At 67.2% G+C, this 18,072-nt stretch carries 18 protein-coding genes and 1 tRNA gene; 5 read left to right on the top strand and 14 right to left on the bottom strand.

The window, feature by feature from the left end; genetic code table 11:
* Nucleotides 1-61: 61 nt before the first annotated feature.
* Nucleotides 62-1,921: a cation:proton antiporter domain-containing protein gene (locus ACLQ7T_RS02145; protein ID WP_420477916.1), complete on the bottom strand. Its 1,860-nt coding sequence runs from the start codon at nucleotides 1,919-1,921 to the stop codon at nucleotides 62-64.
* A 153-nt stretch (nucleotides 1,922-2,074) separates the two neighbouring features.
* Here ACLQ7T_RS02145 and ACLQ7T_RS02140 point away from each other — a divergent pair, with 153 nt between their 5' ends.
* Nucleotides 2,075-4,210: a M13 family metallopeptidase gene (locus ACLQ7T_RS02140; protein WP_420477915.1), complete on the top strand. Its 2,136-nt coding sequence runs from the start codon at nucleotides 2,075-2,077 to the stop codon at nucleotides 4,208-4,210.
* Nucleotides 4,211-4,636: 426 nt separating this feature from the next.
* Here the strand turns inward: ACLQ7T_RS02140 and hisS are convergent, their stop codons facing one another.
* The 5 genes from hisS to ACLQ7T_RS02115 form a co-directional block, all read right to left on the bottom strand.
* Nucleotides 4,637-6,115, bottom strand: coding sequence for a histidine--tRNA ligase (hisS, locus tag ACLQ7T_RS02135; protein WP_420477914.1), 1,479 nt, complete (start codon nucleotides 6,113-6,115; stop codon nucleotides 4,637-4,639).
* A gap of 38 nt (nucleotides 6,116-6,153) precedes the next feature.
* Nucleotides 6,154-7,398: a DUF418 domain-containing protein gene (locus ACLQ7T_RS02130; protein ID WP_420477913.1), complete on the bottom strand. Its 1,245-nt coding sequence runs from the start codon at nucleotides 7,396-7,398 to the stop codon at nucleotides 6,154-6,156.
* A 75-nt stretch (nucleotides 7,399-7,473) separates the two neighbouring features.
* The gene (locus tag ACLQ7T_RS02125; protein WP_420477912.1) at nucleotides 7,474-8,043 is read right to left on the bottom strand and encodes a phthalate transporter; all 570 of its coding nucleotides are present in this window, start codon (nucleotides 8,041-8,043) and stop codon (nucleotides 7,474-7,476) included.
* Complete coding sequence (locus ACLQ7T_RS02120) at nucleotides 8,040-8,918, bottom strand: 3-hydroxybutyryl-CoA dehydrogenase (protein ID WP_420477911.1); 879 nt, start codon at nucleotides 8,916-8,918, stop codon at nucleotides 8,040-8,042. Before ACLQ7T_RS02120 ends, ACLQ7T_RS02125 begins: the two co-directional genes overlap by 4 nt.
* A 128-nt stretch (nucleotides 8,919-9,046) precedes the next feature.
* Nucleotides 9,047-9,352, bottom strand: coding sequence for a YggT family protein (locus ACLQ7T_RS02115; protein ID WP_420477910.1), 306 nt, complete (start codon nucleotides 9,350-9,352; stop codon nucleotides 9,047-9,049).
* A 163-nt stretch (nucleotides 9,353-9,515) separates the two neighbouring features.
* On the opposite strand from ACLQ7T_RS02115, the gene ACLQ7T_RS02110 reads away from it, so the two are divergent.
* A tRNA-Ala gene (locus ACLQ7T_RS02110) sits at nucleotides 9,516-9,591 on the top strand.
* Between the two features lie 47 nt (nucleotides 9,592-9,638).
* Nucleotides 9,639-10,595 carry an oxygen-dependent tRNA uridine(34) hydroxylase TrhO gene (gene trhO, locus ACLQ7T_RS02105; protein WP_420477909.1) on the top strand — a complete coding sequence of 319 codons (957 nt, stop codon included), beginning with the start codon at nucleotides 9,639-9,641 and terminating at the stop codon, nucleotides 10,593-10,595.
* Between the two features lie 10 nt (nucleotides 10,596-10,605).
* On the opposite strand, the gene ACLQ7T_RS02100 is transcribed toward trhO, so the two are convergent.
* The 5 genes from ACLQ7T_RS02100 to chvI form a co-directional block, all read right to left on the bottom strand.
* Nucleotides 10,606-10,884 (bottom strand): HPr family phosphocarrier protein, encoded by a 279-nt coding sequence (locus ACLQ7T_RS02100; protein ID WP_420477908.1) that lies wholly within the window; start codon nucleotides 10,882-10,884, stop codon nucleotides 10,606-10,608.
* Nucleotides 10,881-11,285 (bottom strand): PTS sugar transporter subunit IIA, encoded by a 405-nt coding sequence (locus ACLQ7T_RS02095; protein WP_420470453.1) that lies wholly within the window; start codon nucleotides 11,283-11,285, stop codon nucleotides 10,881-10,883. Before ACLQ7T_RS02095 ends, ACLQ7T_RS02100 begins: the two co-directional genes overlap by 4 nt.
* 89 nt (nucleotides 11,286-11,374) lie before the next feature.
* Complete coding sequence (locus tag ACLQ7T_RS02090; RefSeq protein WP_420477907.1) at nucleotides 11,375-11,812, bottom strand: HPr kinase/phosphorylase; 438 nt, start codon at nucleotides 11,810-11,812, stop codon at nucleotides 11,375-11,377.
* Nucleotides 11,809-13,443 (bottom strand): two-component sensor histidine kinase ChvG, encoded by a 1,635-nt coding sequence (gene chvG, locus ACLQ7T_RS02085; protein ID WP_420477906.1) that lies wholly within the window; start codon nucleotides 13,441-13,443, stop codon nucleotides 11,809-11,811. The genes ACLQ7T_RS02090 and chvG overlap by 4 nt, the downstream gene beginning before the upstream one ends.
* The gene (gene chvI / locus ACLQ7T_RS02080) at nucleotides 13,412-14,116 is read right to left on the bottom strand and encodes a two-component response regulator ChvI (RefSeq protein ID WP_420470456.1); all 705 of its coding nucleotides are present in this window, start codon (nucleotides 14,114-14,116) and stop codon (nucleotides 13,412-13,414) included. Before chvI ends, chvG begins: the two co-directional genes overlap by 32 nt.
* Before the next feature lie 177 nt (nucleotides 14,117-14,293).
* Here chvI and ACLQ7T_RS02075 point away from each other — a divergent pair, with 177 nt between their 5' ends.
* Complete coding sequence (locus ACLQ7T_RS02075) at nucleotides 14,294-16,009, top strand: hypothetical protein (RefSeq protein WP_420477905.1); 1,716 nt, start codon at nucleotides 14,294-14,296, stop codon at nucleotides 16,007-16,009.
* An 18-nt stretch (nucleotides 16,010-16,027) separates the two neighbouring features.
* Here ACLQ7T_RS02075 and ACLQ7T_RS02070 read toward each other — a convergent pair whose 3' ends face one another.
* Nucleotides 16,028-16,348 (bottom strand): TFIIB-type zinc ribbon-containing protein, encoded by a 321-nt coding sequence (locus tag ACLQ7T_RS02070; RefSeq protein WP_420477904.1) that lies wholly within the window; start codon nucleotides 16,346-16,348, stop codon nucleotides 16,028-16,030.
* A gap of 114 nt (nucleotides 16,349-16,462) precedes the next feature.
* On the opposite strand from ACLQ7T_RS02070, the gene ACLQ7T_RS02065 reads away from it, so the two are divergent.
* Complete coding sequence (locus ACLQ7T_RS02065) at nucleotides 16,463-16,936, top strand: PaaI family thioesterase (protein WP_420477903.1); 474 nt, start codon at nucleotides 16,463-16,465, stop codon at nucleotides 16,934-16,936.
* Here ACLQ7T_RS02065 and ACLQ7T_RS02060 read toward each other — a convergent pair.
* Nucleotides 16,933-17,577: a glutathione S-transferase family protein gene (locus ACLQ7T_RS02060; RefSeq protein WP_420477902.1), complete on the bottom strand. Its 645-nt coding sequence runs from the start codon at nucleotides 17,575-17,577 to the stop codon at nucleotides 16,933-16,935. The genes ACLQ7T_RS02065 and ACLQ7T_RS02060 overlap by 4 nt on opposite strands.
* Nucleotides 17,577-18,071: an SRPBCC domain-containing protein gene (locus ACLQ7T_RS02055; protein ID WP_420477901.1), complete on the bottom strand. Its 495-nt coding sequence runs from the start codon at nucleotides 18,069-18,071 to the stop codon at nucleotides 17,577-17,579. The genes ACLQ7T_RS02060 and ACLQ7T_RS02055 overlap by 1 nt, the downstream gene beginning before the upstream one ends.
* Nucleotide 18,072 lies beyond the last annotated feature (1 nt).

Genomic DNA, 18,072 nt, shown 5'->3' with positions numbered 1-18,072 from the left:
GCAACGATGACCAAATTGGGGTCCACAGATTAACAGAGCCGATCGTTGCTGGGTTAACGGCTCAGCTTTGCTGCTCCGTCGCACCCTGACGACGATTTGTTGACCTGAGGGCCCGGGGGAGGCGTTCACCTTTACTGTCCGGCATGGCGTCCTGAAACAGTTTTCTGAACCGGTCCCGGCGTTCGTGAATGGACGCCAGAACCTTCCCCATGGGCACTCCGAGGTCGACCAGGGTGTTTTCCGCCAGCTGAAGACTGGCCTCGGTGGTTTCAGGAACCGCGTCGGTGACTCCCAGTCTGTACAATCTTTCCGCGTGCCTCGAATCCCGGGCGCGGGCGATGAGGATGAGGTCCGGTCGGAGCGACCGCGCCGCCGACACGACCTCATCAACCTTTGCGGGAGAATCCATTGTAACCACCATGGCGCGGGCCTTTCCGACACCACAGCGTTGCAGCATGTCGATGTTGCCCGCATCGCCGTAGAAGACATCGGATCCCTCCGCCCGCCCCTTGGCTACGGTCGAGGCGTTGGCGTCGACGGCGATGAATTTTTGTCCGTGTTCGTCCAACAATTCGCCGACCAGACGACCGACGCGGCCGAACCCGACGACCAGGACCCGGTCCTCCACCGACGGAACCTGCATGGCTTCGGCGGGAAGATCCGGTTGAGTTGGCGCGACGCGGTTCGCAAGACGATCCGCAAACATCGCCATCAGAGGAACAGTAAATATACTTATCGTCGCCGCCAGCATCACCGTGCCGGTGAACCCCGGGGAGGCGATGCCCTCGACCAGTCCTGCGCCGAGAATAACAAACGCGAACTCTCCCGCCGGCCCCAGAACCAGAGCGGTTTCGATGGCTGTCCGGTTCTTCACGCCCCAGAACCGCGCCACGCCGTAGATGAGCGCAGCCTTGAGCAACGTCAGAAGAAGCGCGAGCCCGAAGACCGAGACCGGATCGGCGGCGACCGCATCAAGGTCGAGGCCGATCCCGACCCCCACGAAAAAGACGCCCAGCAGCAAGCCCTTGAAGGGTTCGATCGACACCTCGATCGCCCGGCGGAACTCCGTTTCGGCCAGAAGCAATCCCGCCACCAGGGCGCCGAGACTCATCGACAGCCCCGCCGCCTGCGCGGCCAGCCCCGCCCCGACGACCACCAGCAGGCAGGCGGCGACGAACATTTCCTGCCCCTGTCCGTCGGCCCGCGCCTTCGCCACCGACCGGAACAGCGGACGTAACACCAACCGTCCAAGGATCACCAGCAACCCCAGACCGATGGCGGCCGGAACCAGGGTGAACAAGGCCGGACGCAGGACCGCCGGATCAAACTCCCCGCCGGCGGTCACGCCGGTCTCGGCCAGCGCCGCCATGACCGTCACCGTGATCAGGATGGGGGCGACGGCGAGATCCTGCGCCAGAAGGACGGAGAAGGTCGTCCGCCCCGAGGCGCTGCCCAACCGGCCACGCTCGGCCAGAACCGGCATGACCACGGCCGTCGAGGACAGGGCCAGTCCCATTCCCAGCACCGCGGCCGAGACCAGCGGCTGCCCCATGACCATGAAAACAACGGCCAGGCCGACGGCGCAGGCCACGACCTGGCTGAGGCCAAGGCCGAACACCAGCCGCCGCATGGCCTTCAGCCGCTCCCAGGACAACTCCAGCCCGATCATGAACAGGAGGAAGGCCACGCCCAGTTCGGACAGCGACCTGAGTTGGCTGGCGTCGGAAATGGTCAGCCAGCCCAGCCACGGCACGGTATCGGAGAACCGGGCCAGACCGTCGGGGCCGAGGAAAACCCCTGCGGCGAGGAAGCCGAGAACCGGGCTGATCTTCAGCCGGTTAAACAGCGGCACGACCACGCCCGCCGCCGCAAGGAAGACCAGAAGGTCCTTATATTCGCCGCCGCCGCCGTGATGAGTCATTCGCCCTCCGTACGGTTCAGCCTACAGGCTGAAACGCCGCTGCGTCCGGCTTTCCGTCGATTCATGACAAAAATTTCAGGCGACAGCCCCTGTTGCGGGCGTAGGGTCCGGCCGCCCCGTTCAGGTTGGTGAAAAGAAGTCCGGAAACTACGCATGAAGAAGCTGCTCATCGGCGCCGCAGTCGGCGCCCTGCTCCTGCCCGCCGCCGCCCAGGCCCAATCCTGGACCGACAACGACGATCACGCCTGCATCGATGAGGCGTGCACCGTCTTCGAACTCTTCCAGACGCCGCCTGCCGGCGGCGCGGTCCAAGGTTACCAGGGCACGGTCGCCCCCAAGTACGGCGCCTGGGGTTTCGACCTGAACGGTCGCGACACCTCGGTCGACCCGGGCGAAAGCTTCTTCCGCTACGCCAACGGTTCGGCCCTCGACCGTCTGCAGATTCCGTCGGACCGCACCTCCTACGGCTCGTTCAACCTGCTGCGCGAACTGTCCGACAACCGCGTCAAGGAAATGATCGAGGGCCTGGTGGCCCGCACCGATCTGTCCGCCGGCTCTGACGAACAGAAGATCGCCGACGCCTACCGCTCCTACATGGATGTGGCGCGCATCGAGGCGCTCGACGACCAGCCGCTGCAACCCTATCTGGCCGCCATCCGCGCCGCCGACACCCATGACAAGATGGCTGTCTACATGGGGCAGAGCCAGGGCCGCATCGGCGCCTCGATCTTCGGCACGGGCATCACGATCGACCAGAAGGCGCCGACCCGCTACGTCGTCTCGACCGGCCAGTCGGGCATCGGCCTGCCGAACCGCGACTACTATCTGGAAACGCGTTGGGCCGAGAAGAAGGTGCTGTACCAGGCCTATGTCGCGCGCATGCTGGGCATGATCGGCTGGGAGAACCCCGAACAGGCCGCCGCGGACATCGTCGCCTTCGAAACCCGGATCGCCGAGGCCCACTGGACCCCGATCCAGAACCGGAACCGCGACGAGACCTACAACGAGTACACCATCAGCCAACTGGCCTCCGAAGCCCCCGGCTTCCCCTGGCAGGCCTACTACAACGCTGTCGGTGTGGGCGAGGTGCCTCGCCTGATCGTCCGTCAGGACACGGCCATGCCGAAGATCGCCGCCATCTACGCCGAGACGCCGATGTCGGTGGTCCAGGCCTGGCAGGCCTTCCATACGGTCGATGACGCCGCCGGCCGCCTGTCGCAGCGGTTCTCGGACGCCCAATGGGAGTTCCGGTCGCGCGACCTGAACGGTCAACCGATGCAGCGTCCGCGCGACAAGCGCGGCATCAGCTTCGCCGAAGGCATGCTCGGTGAGGCCGTCGGCCGCCAGTATGTCGCGGAGTATTTCCCGGCTGAATCCAAGGCCAAGATGGAAGAACTGGTCGCCAACCTGCGTCTGGCCCTGTCGCACCGGATCGACAACCTGACCTGGATGAGCGCCGAAACCCGCGCCGCCGCCCAGGACAAGCTGGCCAAATTCACCGTCAAGATCGGCTATCCGAACAAATGGCGCGACTACTCCGCCCTCGAAATCCGCCCGGACGACCTGTTCGGCAATGGTGAGCGCGCGGGCCTGTTCCAGTGGAACTATCAGCTCAGCCGCCTGAACCAGCCGGTCGACAAGGACGAATGGGGCATGACCCCGCAGACCGTGAACGCCTACTACAACTCGGCCAACAACGAGATCGTCTTCCCGGCCGCCATCCTGCAGCCGCCCTTCTTCGATCCGGACGCGGACCCGGCCGTCAACTACGGCGGTATCGGGGGCGTGATCGGCCACGAGATCGGCCACGGCTTCGACGACCAGGGCTCCAAGTCCGACGGCGACGGCGTGCTGCGCAACTGGTGGACCCCGGAGGACAAGTCGAACTTCGAGGCCCTGACCGCCCGCCTGGGCGCCCAGTACGACCAGTTCGAGCCGATCCCGGGCTTCCACGTCCAGGGCGGACTGACCATGGGCGAGAACATCGGAGACGCCGCCGGCGTGGCCGTCGGTCTGGAGGCCTATCACCTGTCCCTGAACGGCCAGCCGGCTCCGGTTCTGGACGGCACGACCGGCGACCAGCGCTTCTTCTACGGCTGGGCCCAGGTCTGGCAATCGAAGTACCGCGACGACGCCCTGCGCAACCAGATCGCCACCGACCCGCACAGCCCGGCCGAGTTCCGCGTCATCGGCCCGGTGCGCAACGTCGATGCCTGGTACGACGCCTTCGGCGTCCAGCCCGGGTCGAAATACTATCTCGCGCCCGAAGACCGCGTCCGCATCTGGTAAGCGGACCGTCCTGAGAGACAGAAGGGCCGGAGCGGCGACGCTCCGGCCTTTTTTCTTCGGCCGCGGATCGTCGGCCCCTTCGGGGACCTCCCGATCCGACGCGGCCTGGCGCTTCGCGCAGGCTGATCGTCAGACGGCGGTGATCGCGAGCGCGCTCAGGCAGCGAGCCGCCGCGCGGCGAGCGATAGCGCCAGAATAATGGGCAATAAAAAAGCCCGCCGCGGGGGATACATCGCGGCGGGCTTTCTTTCGCTCTTATCGAGCGGACGTTTCCTCCCCGAAACGCCTCCGGGCTGCAGCTGCGTCGAAACGCTGCGCTTCCCGAGTGCGTCAGAAAGACGACAATTCCCGCGCCAAGTCAATCAAGACCCTGACGCTGACGGGGATTTTTCCTTTGTTATCAGCGATAACTCACACAGTCGTGCGTCAGGAACCGACGATACCCCGGACGGTCGTCACCAGGTCGGCGCGCGGAACGACCTGCTGACCCGGACGCTCGGCCTTCCAGGCTTCGTTGTCAGCCACGCCGGCGGCGGCCGCGCGGCCTGCATCCAGGTCCTTGATGGTCACGGTTCCCGCGGCGATCTCATCCCCGCCCAGGATGACGGCGGCAGGCGCGCCCCGCCGGTCCGCGTACTTCATCTGGGCCTTCATGCCGGCCTTGCCGAGGTAAAGCTCCGCGGCGATCCCCGCATTGCGCAGTTCGGAAACCGCATCGAGGTAGTGCTGCATATCGGCCTCCGAGAAGACGATCACCACCACCGGGCCGCGCACCGCATCCTCGTCCGTCCGGCCCGCCGCGCGCAGCGCCGAGGCCAGACGCGAGACCCCGAACGAGAAGCCCGTCGACGGCAGGCGCTCGCCGGTGAAACGGGCCACCAGATCATCATAGCGGCCGCCGCCGCCGATGGAGCCGAAGCGCACGGCGCGGCCCTTGTCGTCGGTCGTCTCCAGGAGCAGCTCGGCCTCGAACACGGCCCCGGTGTAGTACTCCAGCCCGCGCACGATGGTCGGGTCAAAGCGGACGGCGTCCTGACTGACCTTCATGGCGTTCAGGGCCCGATCGATCGCCGCCAGCTCCTCCAGGGCGGCCTCCCCGACAGAGCCCAGTCCGCCGGCGCGCGCCACGGCCTCCAGCGTCTCCGCCCGGCTCAGGGCGGCGTCACCGGCCGAGGCGAGGAAGGCCTCGATGGTCGCGGCTACCGCCAGCGGGAGTTGCGCCCCCTTGGTGTAGTCGCCGGAGTCATCCAGCCGCCCCTCGCCCAGCAGGGCGGCGACGCCCTCCCAGCCCAGACGATCGAACTTGTCGATGGCGCGCAGGGCGGTCAGCTTCTGGGCCGGATCGGTCACGCCGCCGGCCTCAAAGAGCCCGTCGAACAGCTTGCGGTTCGAGACGCGGATCACCGCCTGGCCCGGCGCCAGACCGGCGGCCTGAAGGCCTTCGCAGGCCATGGCGATGATTTCCGCGTCCGCCTCGGGACGGTCCGAGCCGACCGTGTCGGCGTCACACTGGACGAACTCCCGGAAGCGTCCCGGGCCGGGCTTCTCATTGCGCCAGACCGGCCCGAAGGCGTACCGACGGAACGGCTTGGGCAGGGTTTCCCAGTTCTGGGCGGCGAAACGGGCCAGCGGCGCGGTCAGGTCATAGCGCAGGGCCATCCACTGATCGTCGTCGTCCTGCAGCGCCAGAACCCCCTCGTTGGGGCGGTCGGTGTCCGGCAGGAACTTGCCCAGGGCGTCGACGTACTCGAAGGCCGGCGTCTCCAGCGGCTCAAAGCCCCAGCGCTCATAAACCTCCGACACCCGATGCACGAGGCGGCGCTCGGCGACGAGGTCGCGACCCCGACGATCGGCGAACCCCCGGGGGTTGCGGGCTTCAGGGCGGATGGGCGCATTGTCGGTCATGCCGCGCGCTTAAGCCAAAGGCCGCGCGCGGGCAACGATCAGGCGGTCTCGCGCTTCAAAAGAGGCACGGGCCGGCCGTAGGTCAGACAGCGCCAGAGCCATTCGAAAGGCCCCATGCTGAACGCCGAAAGCCACAGCGGGGACCAGATCAACTGGGCGATCCAGACGCCGCCGACGACCAGCCAGAGTTGGGCCGGAGCCAGGGTTCCGAACCAGTGCGGCCCCCACGGCATATAGAACAGGGTCGTCATGATCAGGGTCTGGGTCAGGTAGTTGGTGAAGGCCATCCGCCCCACCGGCGCCAGGACGGCCGTGATCGCCTTCAGGCCGAAGCGGGTCATCAGGATGAGCAGGCTTGCGTAGGCAAGGGTGATCAGGGGGGCAAAGCTGCCCATCACGCCGGCCATGCCGGCGGTCGGGTCAGGCGCTCCGGGGAGAGCGCTGTAAAACGCCCAGTCATACCAGGCGAGCGCCGCCAGGTTGGCGCCCCCCAGCAGCAGCAGCAGGACGTAGATCCAGGTCGGGGACCGGCCGCTCAGGAATCCCGCCTTGAACAGACCCATGCCCAGAAGCATCAGGGCGGCGGTGATCGGAATCAGCGTCAGGCTCATGAGCTGCAGGAAAACGGCGGCCTTCAGGTTCTCGACCTGCGCGCCCGGCCAGCCCGCCTGGTAGGCGTCGATGATCGCCGCCAGCTGCTCCGGCGTCGTCGCGAAGGGATTGCCCCCCTGCGCCGCCTGGGGATCGCCGGCCATCATCCCGGCAAACAGCGCCATGGCCGCCGAAAGCCCCGCGAACACGCCGTTCAGGAGCGCGCCGGTCCAGATCAGCCGCCTGGCCGACCACGACCGGGCGATCATCACCAGAAGACCGGTATAGGCGTAGTGGAGCAGGATGTCCCCGAACCACAGGGCGAAGCCGTGGAGGAGGCCGAACAGGCCCAGCCAGAGAAGGCGGCGCGTCAGCAAGGGACCACGGGCCTCGTCATATCTCTGGCCGCCGATGAGGAAAATCGACACGCCGAACAACATCGAGAACAGCGACCGGAACTTGTCCTGGAAGAAGACGTCCTTGACCCACTCGGCGACAATGTTGGCGTGGTCATGCGCCCAGGGCGCCGTCAGGGTCGGGTCAGTCTCCAGGGCGATCGGCCAGGCGAACGCCATGGCGTTGACCCCCAGAATGCCGAGGATGGCCCACCCCCGAAGCATGTCCAGGGTGAAGATGCGGTCCTTCAACGCGATCGGCGCGAGACGCGAATCTACGGTGTCCGTGGCGGTCATGGCAGGCTCCCCCGAGTAGCGGGGACGACCGTCGCCGCCCGCGACGGACAGGTCAAACCAATTCGCGGTAAGGTTTCAGCCCGCGCCGCCGCGGCCCATGACCCCAAGGCGGTCGCGCACCTCAGGCTGGGGCGTGAAGGCGATGAAGGCCACGCACAGTCCGGCCCACAGGGCATAGGCGACGCCGATCACCGCAGCGAAGGGCATGCCCGCCACGCCGTAGATCAGCAGGGTGGTCTCGCTGCTGCCGACGCCTTCCCCGACATTGGCCGCGTTCGTCCACTGAAGGATCAACTGCCAGAACGCGAACAGGGCGGCGAGGATAACGGCCAGAAGACCGCCGTAGAACATGAAGCGCCAGACCACGCCCAGCCGGGTCGCCGGACGTCCCGTCCGCTGGCGCTCCTGCGCCAGGAGCCAGAGAATGGCCGGCACGCCCAGCAGGCCCAGGCCGAACAGCTGCAGCCGCCAGTCCATCTCCAGCCCGGGCACCCAGTTGTGCGGCCGCCAGATGGCCAGGGTGATCCACAGAGGCGGCCAGAAGACGCCGAGAAGCACCGCCAGCACGGTGTGCTGCGGCTCCTTGCGCCAGACCACCCGCTGCTGGCCCGGGAAGTCCTCGGGCTTCTCGAGACGGCGGATCATCGGGTGGGGACCGGCGTCTCGCCGGAATAGTCATAGAAGCCCCGGCCCGACTTGCGGCCCAGCCAGCCCGCCTCGACGTATTTCACCAGCAAGGGACATGGCCGGTATTTGCTGTCGGCGAGACCGTCGTAAAGCACGTTCATGATGGCCAACACCACATCCAGCCCCATGAAGTCGGCCAGCTCCAGCGGCCCCATCGGGTGGTTGGCGCCCAGCTTCAGCGCCTTGTCGATCGAAGCGACGTTCCCGACCCCTTCGTAAAGGGTGTAGATCGCCTCATTGATCATCGGGACCAGAATGCGGTTCACGATGAAGGCGGGGAAGTCCTCGGAGTTGGTCGTCGTCTTGCCCAGCGACTCGGCGAAGGCGACCGCGGCCTCATAGGTTTCGGCCGAGGTGGCGATGCCGCGCACGATCTCGACCAGCTTCATCACCGGAGCCGGCTTCATGAAGTGCAGGCCGATGAAGCGTTCGGGCCGATCCGTGGCCGAGGCCAGACGGGTGATGGAGATCGAGGAAGTGTTCGAGGCCAGCAGCGTCGACCCGCCGAGGTGCGGCAACAGCTCCGTCAGGATCGCCTTCTTGACCGCTTCGTCCTCGACGGCGGCCTCGATCACGAGATCCGCCTTCGCGGCCTCGGGCAGGGCGGCGACAGCGCTGATCCGGGACAGGGCGGCGTCGCCCTCCGCCTGGCTCATCAGCCCGCGCGCGATCTGGCGCGACAGGCTGGCGGCGATCGCGCCCAGCGCCTGGGGCACGCGATCACCCGCGGCGTCATAGAGTTTCACGTCATAGCCGCCGGTCGCCACCGTCTGGGCGATCCCTGCACCCATCTGGCCCGCGCCGATGATGGCGACTGTCTTGATCGTGGTCATGTAGTCCGGTCGTGTCTCAGGCCAGCGGCCCCGTGGGCGGGCACCTTAGGACGGTCGCCGAACGGTGCAAGCACGGAAGATCGACTCGCTCCCGGAACCCCGGCGGCGTGACCTCCGCGCCGCGCCCGTCAGCCGAACACCCCGATCAGGAAGGGCGCGCTCATGCGATTGAACAGAATCCCGAGGAACTGAAGGGTCAGGATCGCCACGACCGGGGAAATATCGATCCCGCCCAGCGGCGGAATAACCCGACGGAACGGAGCGAGGATCGGTCCGGTCACGGCATCAAGGAACATGGCGAGCTGGGCCACGAACCGGTTGCGGTTGTTGATGACGTCGAACGCGAACAGCCAGCTCAGGATGGCGGACAGGATGATCGCCCATGTCATGAGCGACAGGACGGTATTAACCAGCCAGACGATGGCGTAACCCAAGGGGTGTCTCCTGCATTGGAAGCCCTGCCTTTAGCGCGTTAGGGGTCGCTGTCCAAGGATTCGCGTCTATCCGCGACGATCCGCGCCGCGAGCGGTTGACACCACCGGTCCGGCGCTCGTATGTCGCGCGCTCGCCTGCACCTGACGATCCCGTCGGGTCTGGGGGGCCGTAGCTCAGTTGGTAGAGCGCGTCGTTCGCAATGACGAGGTCAGGGGTTCGACTCCCCTCGGCTCCACCATCCCTCCGGGATGGAAGACAGGACAGGACCGACGGTCCCGATCGCCCATGACGCACCCAGTCCGCATCGCCGCCCTCTATCGGTTCGCGCGCATCAATGACCGCGAAGCTGTTCAGGCGAGACTGCGCGCCCTGTGCGAACCGGACGTGCGCGGCATCCTGCTGGTGGCGCATGAGGGCCTGAACGGCACCATCGCCGGCCCGCCCGAAGCCATCGAACGCGTGCTGGACGGAATTCGCGCCCTCCCGGGTTTCGATACGCTGGAGGTCAAATTCGCCTCTGCCGGGGTCATGCCCTTCTACCGGATGAAGGTGCGCATCAAGGCCGAGATCGTCACCATGGGCGAGCCGGACCTTGATCCCTCCGGCAAGGCCGGAACCTATGTCTCGCCGGCGGACTGGAACGCCCTGATCGCCGATCCCGACACCTTGGTGATCGACACCCGCAACGACTACGAGGGACAGGTCGGGGCGTTCGAGGGCGCGATCCAGCCCAATACGCGAAGCTTCCGGGACTTCCCGGAGTGGTTCCGCACAGAGGGCCGCGCCTTGCTGAAGCACGCCGGGACGGGGCCGAAGCCGCCGAGGGTCGCCATGTACTGCACCGGCGGCATCCGCTGCGAGAAGTCGACCGCCTTCCTCAGGGCCGAGGGGATCGAGGACGTCTTTCATCTCGAGGGCGGCATCCTGAAATACCTCGAAACGGTGCCCGAGCCGGAGAGTCTGTGGCGAGGCGAGTGCTTCGTCTTCGACGAGCGGGTCGCGGTCGGCCACGGCCTGTCCGAGGGCACACACACCCTGTGCCGGGGCTGCCGCATGCCGGTCAGCACCGAGGGCCGGGCCTCACCGCATTATGTCGAGGGCGTCAGCTGCGCGCATTGTCACGAGACGCGTTCGGAGGCGCAGAAGGCCGGGGCCCGCGAGCGGGCGCGGCAGATGAAGATCGCGGACAAGCGGGGCGTGGCGCACGTGGGCGCGATCCTGCCGCGTGCCGAAGACCTCTGACCTTCTGGACCTACTGGTCCTCGTCGAACTTGCGGTTCACCAGATCTGAGAGGGCCTCGACCGCCTCGGCGGCGTCAGGGCCTTCGGCCTCGACATGAACCTCGCAGCCGTTGCCGGCGCCCAGCATCAGCAATCCCATGATCGAGAGGGCGTTGACGGTAACGCCGTCGCGGGTGACCCGGATGTCGCTCTCGAAGCTGGACGCCAGCTTGACGAATTTGGCCGAGGCGCGGGCATGCAGGCCGCGCTGGTTGCAGATCCCCAGGGTGGCGGCGACGGTCTCGCTCATTTTTCGCCCTGCAGCACCCAGCTGGCCACCGAGATATATTTGCGCCCGGCGTCCTGGGCGTGGGCGACACAGGACTCCAGCGGCTCCCGGCCGCGGACGCTGGCCAGCTTGATCAGCATCGGGAGGTTCAGGCCGGCGATGACCTCGGCATGGGTTTCCTCCATCACCGAGATGGCGAGGTTGGACGGGGTGCCGCCGAACATATCGGTCAGCAGGATAACGCCGTCGCCGTCGTTCACCGCGCGGGCGGCGTCGACGATGTCGCGCCGGCGGCGCTCCATATCGTCCTCAGGGCCGATGCAAATGGCCGCGACCCCGCGCTGCGGGCCCACGACATGCTCCATCGCCGACAGGAATTCGGAGGCCAACCCTCCGTGGGTGACGATCACCAGCCCGATCATGAAGGCTTCACCAAGACTCTCGCCCCCGCGTGACGGCGGTCCTTTGAACCGGCCGCAAGCCGCGCGGAATAGCCCAACTCCGCGTCAGGTTAAAGCCGGGCCATCATCGCCGCGACCTTTTCACCCGCCGACGCCCCCCGGGGGTCCAGCCTGAGAACGGGCAAGCTGACGCCCGAAATCACCATCGTTTCCGGCTCCGGCAGCCGCTCGACCGGCTCATGCGTCAGGACCACCGCCAGCAGGACCGGGGCAATTTCCAGCTCTCTTGCAGGCAGAATTCCCACACCCCGGACCTCGATCCGTCCCCGGATCGCATCCGGCGCGCGCGCGAAAAGGCGGCCGCCGGAAGCAAAGACGTGGGCGTAGTCGTCCGCCACCAGCCGCCATCCCCGATCCATGAGCCGAAGCGCCAGATCACTTTTGCCGGCGCCGGAACGCCCCTGGAGGGCGGCCGCCCGCCAGCCGCGCCCCGGGGCCCATTTTGCGACGACCGTCAGGTGGACCGGGGTCAGCGACGGCTCACTCACGGTCGGCGCACGGGCGGCGCGACCGGCAGGGCGACCTCGAAGCGCGCGCCGGCCACGCCCGTATCGCTCGGCCGGTTTTCGGCCTGGACGGCGCCGCCGTGCGCCTCGACGATCTGCCGGACAATCGAAAGACCGAGCCCCGAATTGGCTCCGAAAGCCGTGCCGCGCGGACGCGAGGTGTAGAAGCGCTCGAACACCGTTTCGAGGTTTTCGGGCGGGATGCCGGGCCCATCATCCTCGACCAGCACCCGGATCGGGCGCGCGTCCAGATCATCCCGCTTGAGCGTCAGGCGCACTTCGCCGTCAGGAGGACTGAAGGACCGCGCATTGTCGATCAGATTGCGGAACACCTGCCCCAGAGGGCCGTCGCGCCCGACGATGAAGGCGTTCTCCCCCGCAGGCGGCGTGAAGACCACCCGGGCCTCGCCCGGTTTTCGGCCGGCCTCGTAGATCCCGACGATGTCGGTCAGCAGGGTCGTCAGATTGACGACGCGCGGCCGATCCCGGTTCAACTCGGCATCGAGCCTCGACGCATTGGAGATGTCGGTGATCAGCCGGTCCAGACGCCGTACGTCCTGCTGCAGCAAGGCGGTCAGCTTCTCGCGCTGGGCCTCTGTCTTGACCAGGGGCAGGGTTTCCAGCGCCGAGCGGATCGAGGTCAGGGGGTTTTTGATCTCGTGACTGACGTCGGCGGCGAAAGCCTCGATTGCGTCCATCCGGGCCGAAAGGGTCTCGGTCATCGACTCCAGCGAACGCGCCAGATCGCCGATTTCGTCCTTTCGGCCTTCCAGATCGGGCAGGGAAATGGCGCGCGCGCGCTGCAGCCGCACCTCATCAGCCGCTGCCGACAACCGCATCACCGGACGCGCGACGAACAGATGCAGCAGCAGGGAGCCGAGCAGGTTCACCGCGAGGGCGACCAGGGCGAACGGCATCAGGGCGCGCCGCTGGGCGCCGACGGTCTCGTCGACATCGCCGGCCTCGAGGGTCAGCACGCCCAGAACCTGCTGGACATGGCGCACGGGGATCGAGACCGACACCACGCGATCGCCGGTCTCGGACATCCGCACCTGCGCCTGGGCTTGCCCCTCCAGCGCGCCCTCGACCTCGGCGGCGAGCGCCAGACGGGCCTGTTCGAGTTTGCGGCTGGCGCCCGCGATCACCGCGGCGTCCGGTTCGGCGTCCGGGGTCCCGGCGGGACGGGCCGGCGGCAGGGGACTGCCCGGGATAGCCTCCGTCACCTCATAGCTGTCCGCGACCGGAATGCCGTCGACGTCGAACAGACGGGCCCGCTGCCCGCGCGGGATGAAGTTGTCGCGTAACCAGCGGCTGGCCTCGATGGAATCCAGATAGGGGGTCGGGGAGCCGCGCGTGACGCCGATCTGCGGCTCGCCGAGCACCCGAACCAGCATCTCGGCCTGGGCCTTCAGGGTTTCCTGCCGCGCCTCGATGAGACCGCGCTGCCATTCGTTCAGCGCCAGGGCGCCGACGAAGAGGATCAGCAAGCTCAGCAGATTGAGCGCGAGAATCAGGCCGCCCAGCCGCGACCCGCCGAACCAGCGGGTACGGCGGGGACGAGGCCCGGTCGCCGCCTCCGGCTCAGCTCTCGCGGTAACGGTATCCGACGCCATACAGGGTCTCGATCGCGTCGAACTCGGGATCGACGACCCGGAACTTCTTGCGCATGCGCTTCACGTGGCTGTCGATGGTGCGGTCATCGACATAGACCTGATCGTCGTAGGCGGCGTCCATCAGATTGTCGCGGCTCTTCACGAAGCCCGGGCGCTGGGCCAGGGCCTGCAGAAGAAGGAACTCGGTGACCGTCAGCTTGACCGGCTTGCCGTCCCACATGCTCTCGTGGCGCGCCGGATCCATGGTCAGTTTGCCGCGCTTGATGGCCTTGTTGGAATTCTCGCCCGACGGCTCGGCTTCGCCTCCGTCGACCCCGGTCCGCCGCAGAAGGGCCTTCACCCGCTCGATCAGCAGGCGCTGGCTGAACGGCTTGTGGATGTAGTCGTCCGCGCCGAGGTTGAACCCCAGGATTTCGTCGATCTCCTCATCCTTGGAGGTCAGCATGATCACCGGGATCTGCGAGGTCTGCCGCAGGCGACGCAGGACCTCCATCCCGTCCATGCGCGGCATCTTCACATCAAGGATCGCCAGGTCCGGCGGCGAGGTCTCGAGGGCCTCGAGGCCCGAGGCGCCGTCGTGATAGGCCGTGATCTTGTGGCCATGGCTCTCGAGCGCCAGCGAAACCGACGCCACGATGTTTTCGTCGTCATCCACCAGGGTGATGTTGGCCAAGTCGGCTTCTCCTTGCAGTCCGGTCGTCCGCGCCTTCAACGCACGGCAAGCGTAACCGTTCTATGTCATCGCGGTTAGATTACGGCGCAAAAGATGGGCCGCGCCGCCGGAATCCGCAACGAAACCCGCCTTTAAAGTCTCCGGGAGCAGGATGCGGGCAAATTGCGCGAGCGTCCAATGGCCGGCCCCATCCACTATGAAGTCTATATCCGACGCACCGCGCCGTCGTCGTGGACCCTCGAGATCGCAACGGAACACCGGGGACACGCGATCGATACGGCCGAGGATCTGTTGCGCGACGGCTATGCCGCCGCCGTTCGGGTGACCAAGGAAACGCTGGATCCCGACACGATGGAGTTCAACAGCCTCACCCTGATGACCAAGGGGGTTCCGGAGGTTCAGACCCGAAGGGTCACGGCGGAGGAAGACGCCGGCCCGCGCTGCGCAACGCCCTACGACCTCTACGCCCCCGCCGCCCGCGAGGTGATCGGGCGGGTGCTGGAGGACTGGCTGCAGCGCCAGGGCGTCACCGCCTTCGAACTTCTGCACCGCCCCGATCTGGCCGAACGTCTGGATGCGACGGGCGTCGAGCTGCAACACGCGATCCAGAAGGTGGCGGTGCCCGAGGCGCAGGCGGACGGGAAGCCGGTCCACGATCTGGTCCGGCACTATCAACGCCTGGCGGATGTCGCGATCGAGCGGCTGGTGACGAGCGGCCGGAAAGGTCGATTCCCCGGCCTGGACGATCACTCGCTCGCCGACCTGGCGCACCGGCTGGAGGGACAGACTGATCGCGCCTTCATCATGGGCGGCGTCATCGCCGCAGCCCTGGAAGCCCACAAGGATGGACGGTCGCGGCTCGCGCGCCTGATGGATCTGGCCGACCGGGCGCCGATGGACGGACAGCCGCGGGCGATGGTGCTGGTGCCGATCGAACAGATCCTGTGCGAGATGCTGGGATCCCGTGGCGGGCTCGGCGATATTCTTGGTCCCTCGCTCGATCAGGGCGCCGCGATGGCCGCGGTCGTTCGCCTGGTGGCTCCCCGCGAGGTGGACATCCTGATCCGGCACGACCCGCGCATCGCGCTGCAGATCCCTGCGGTCGAGGGCCCGGCCGCCCGGCTCGGAGAGCGGATCCAGGGTGGGGAGTTCCCCCTGCTGTCCGCCGCCCTGGCGCGAATGGTCCTGCGTGAACTGATGAGCCCGCGACGACTGCGTCCCAGCGACGCCTCCGGCGAAATCGACATCCTTCGGGCGCTGGCGACCGGCCTGACCGCCACGGCCGGTCGGCTGTTGACGCTGGAAGAGGTCCAGAACGCCTTCAATGAGCGGTCCAAGGCCATGGTGACGGCGGATTTCGTCGCCGCCTTCGTCAAGACCTGCAAAACGGTGCTGTGCGAGGCCGAATCCCTCGCCCGCCTGTGCGAAAACATCACCGGCGTCGCCAACAAGCGGGCCGCCGCCCGCTGGCTTTCCGCCTGCGTCGGCTCGTTGCGGTTCGAGACAGAGATGCGGCAGGCCACAACGCAGACCGCCGCCCAGAAGCTCGGCACCCTGGCGGCCCTGCAGAAGTCGGCGCGGGCCTGCGGCCTGTCGGACAAGGATGAGGGCGACATCACCGCGGCGATCGGCGCCGTCGGCGGCACGGTCGAGGCGGAAGCCCGGATCGTGAGCCTCTTGACCCGTTCCCCCGCGCCGCCCGTCCAGAAGCTGGCGGTCCTGCTCCGGATGGCTGCGGGAGAGACCGCGCCGTTGGGGCCGGCGGCGGACCGCGCCAAGACCGAGGCGATCAAGCTGTTCCGGACGCCCGAAACCCGCGCCGCTCTCGCGGCTTCGCCGGAGTCGCTCGGCCCGTTGAAAGTCCTGATGAAAGCCACCGGCCTCGCGGCCTGAGGCGGCCGACGGGCGGGGTCAGTCAAAGATATCGAAGATGCTGTCGCGCTTCTTTTTCTTGTAGCGGTACTCGTCATCCCGATGGCGCCGGTCGTCGCGATAGCCGCCCGACTGACCCCACGGCTGCTGGTACTGCGGAGGATAGGGGGCCTGCTGGGGCGCGGGCGCGGCCTGTGGCGCCGACGCCCGCCCCTCGGCCGTCGCCGACTCCATGAGCTTTTCCAGTTCGCCCCGGTCCAGCCAGACTCCCCGGCACGTCGGGCACATATCGAACTGGACCCCGCCTCTCTCCAGGGTCTGCATCGCGGCGTTGTCGTTCGGGCACATCAGAAGGGGCATGCGGGTCTCCTCGCGTTCCGATGAGAGCTAGGCTGCGGAGCCTCGGCCCGGAAGCCCCTCGCGGCGATCCGCCGCGTGCTTGCGGCGACCGGCGACACCCCCCAGACTCTCCGCATGAGCGACCTTCCCCGAACAACCGCCGAGGCCATGGGCAAGATGCCTGGCCGGGACCTCCTGCAAGCCGTCATTGACGGCCGCATTCCGCCCGCCACGATCGGCCAGACGATGAGTTTCGACCTTGTCCGGATCGACGATGGGGTGGCGGTCTTCGAAGGCCGTACCGGGCCGCACATCCTGAACCCGCAAGGCATGGTGCATGGCGGCTGGGCCCTGACCCTGATCGACAGCGCGACAGGCTGCGCGGCTCACACCACCCTGCCCGCCGGCGTCGGCTACACCTCGGTCTCGACCCAGACCAACTTCACCCGCCCGATCACGGCGGACACCGGCACGGTCGTCTGTGAAGGTCGGGTGATCAACGCCGGACGCCAGATCATCACCGCGGAAGCAACGATCCGTGACGGCGCGGGTCGACTTCTGGCTCACGGCCAGTCGACCCTGATGGTCCTGCAGCCGCGAGCCGCCTAGTCGACAGCCGGCGGCGCAGGCATCAGATCGCCGAACGGCGCGGCGTCTTCCAGAGCCCTCACAAAGGATGGGCGGGCCATCAGACGCGCATGCCAGGCCTTCTCGCCGAACGGGACCAGACGCCGGGCGTAGGTCATCAGGGGCGCGGCGCCGCAGTCGGCCAGGGTGAATGTCTCGCCGGCACCCCAGGTTCGTCCGTCCTCCAGCCGCCCCTCCAGCATGTCCCAGGCCGTCTGCAGTTCCGCTGCATCCTGCGCCATGGCGGTCTCGTTGGGCGTCCCCGCCCGGCCAAGACGGTTGAACACGATGCGATTCATGTTGCCGCCCACATAGACGTCGAGAATGCGATCGATCAGCCGGGTCTCAAGCGCTGCATCAGGGTCCGCAGGGATCAGCCGGCCGCCCCCGGCGCGTCGGTCAAGGTGCTCGATGACGATGCTGGACTCGATCACCGTCCTGTTCGCCTCCGTGTCGATCAGGGCGGGCATCTTGGCGAACGGAGACACCGCAAGAAAGCCTTCCATCACCCCGGCCGAGCCGTCGACCAGCTTCAGTTCAAACGGCAGCCCGAGTTCGTAGAGCGCGATCGCCGTCTTCTGGCCGTAGGCGGAATAGGGATGGGACCAGAGAACAAACGCCATCAGGCCGCCTCCCCCAGATTACGCGCCAGATTTTCGAGCATGGCGGCACAGCCTTCCTCGCGCAGCGGAATATGGGCGGCGCCATCCGCGCCGAAATAGGCGCCCTGTTCTGTATAGATCAGTTGCGTGCCGGGACCGTCAGGCTCCAGCTCAATGGTCGCCAGCGAGGCCGAGAAGCGCGCGCGCTCGCCTCCCGCCTCGGTCCCCATGACATAGCTCAGGATGATCCGGCGGTTCTCGATGATGTCCAGAAACAGGGTGTCATTGAAGCCCGTGTCGGCGTCTTCGCCCCCGAACCGGTACCGGCCGCCGCCTCTGCCGCCGATGCGGAAATCGTGGAGCCAGTCGTGAACCGTCGCCCCCGGGGCCTCAACGAACCAGCGACGGAAGGTGACCGGGTCGGCCCAGGCGCGGAAAACCCGCCCGGGCGCGGCGTCATAGCGTCGCTTGAGCACAAACGTGCCGTGCGCGACTTTCGGAATCTCAACGGACATC

Origin of the sequence: Brevundimonas sediminis, from assembly GCF_048799765.1 — a bacterium.
In the GTDB taxonomy this organism is placed as follows: domain Bacteria; phylum Pseudomonadota; class Alphaproteobacteria; order Caulobacterales; family Caulobacteraceae; genus Brevundimonas.
The sequence above is the reverse complement of the archived record's forward strand: the minus strand, read 5'-3'. Positions and strand labels throughout refer to the sequence as shown.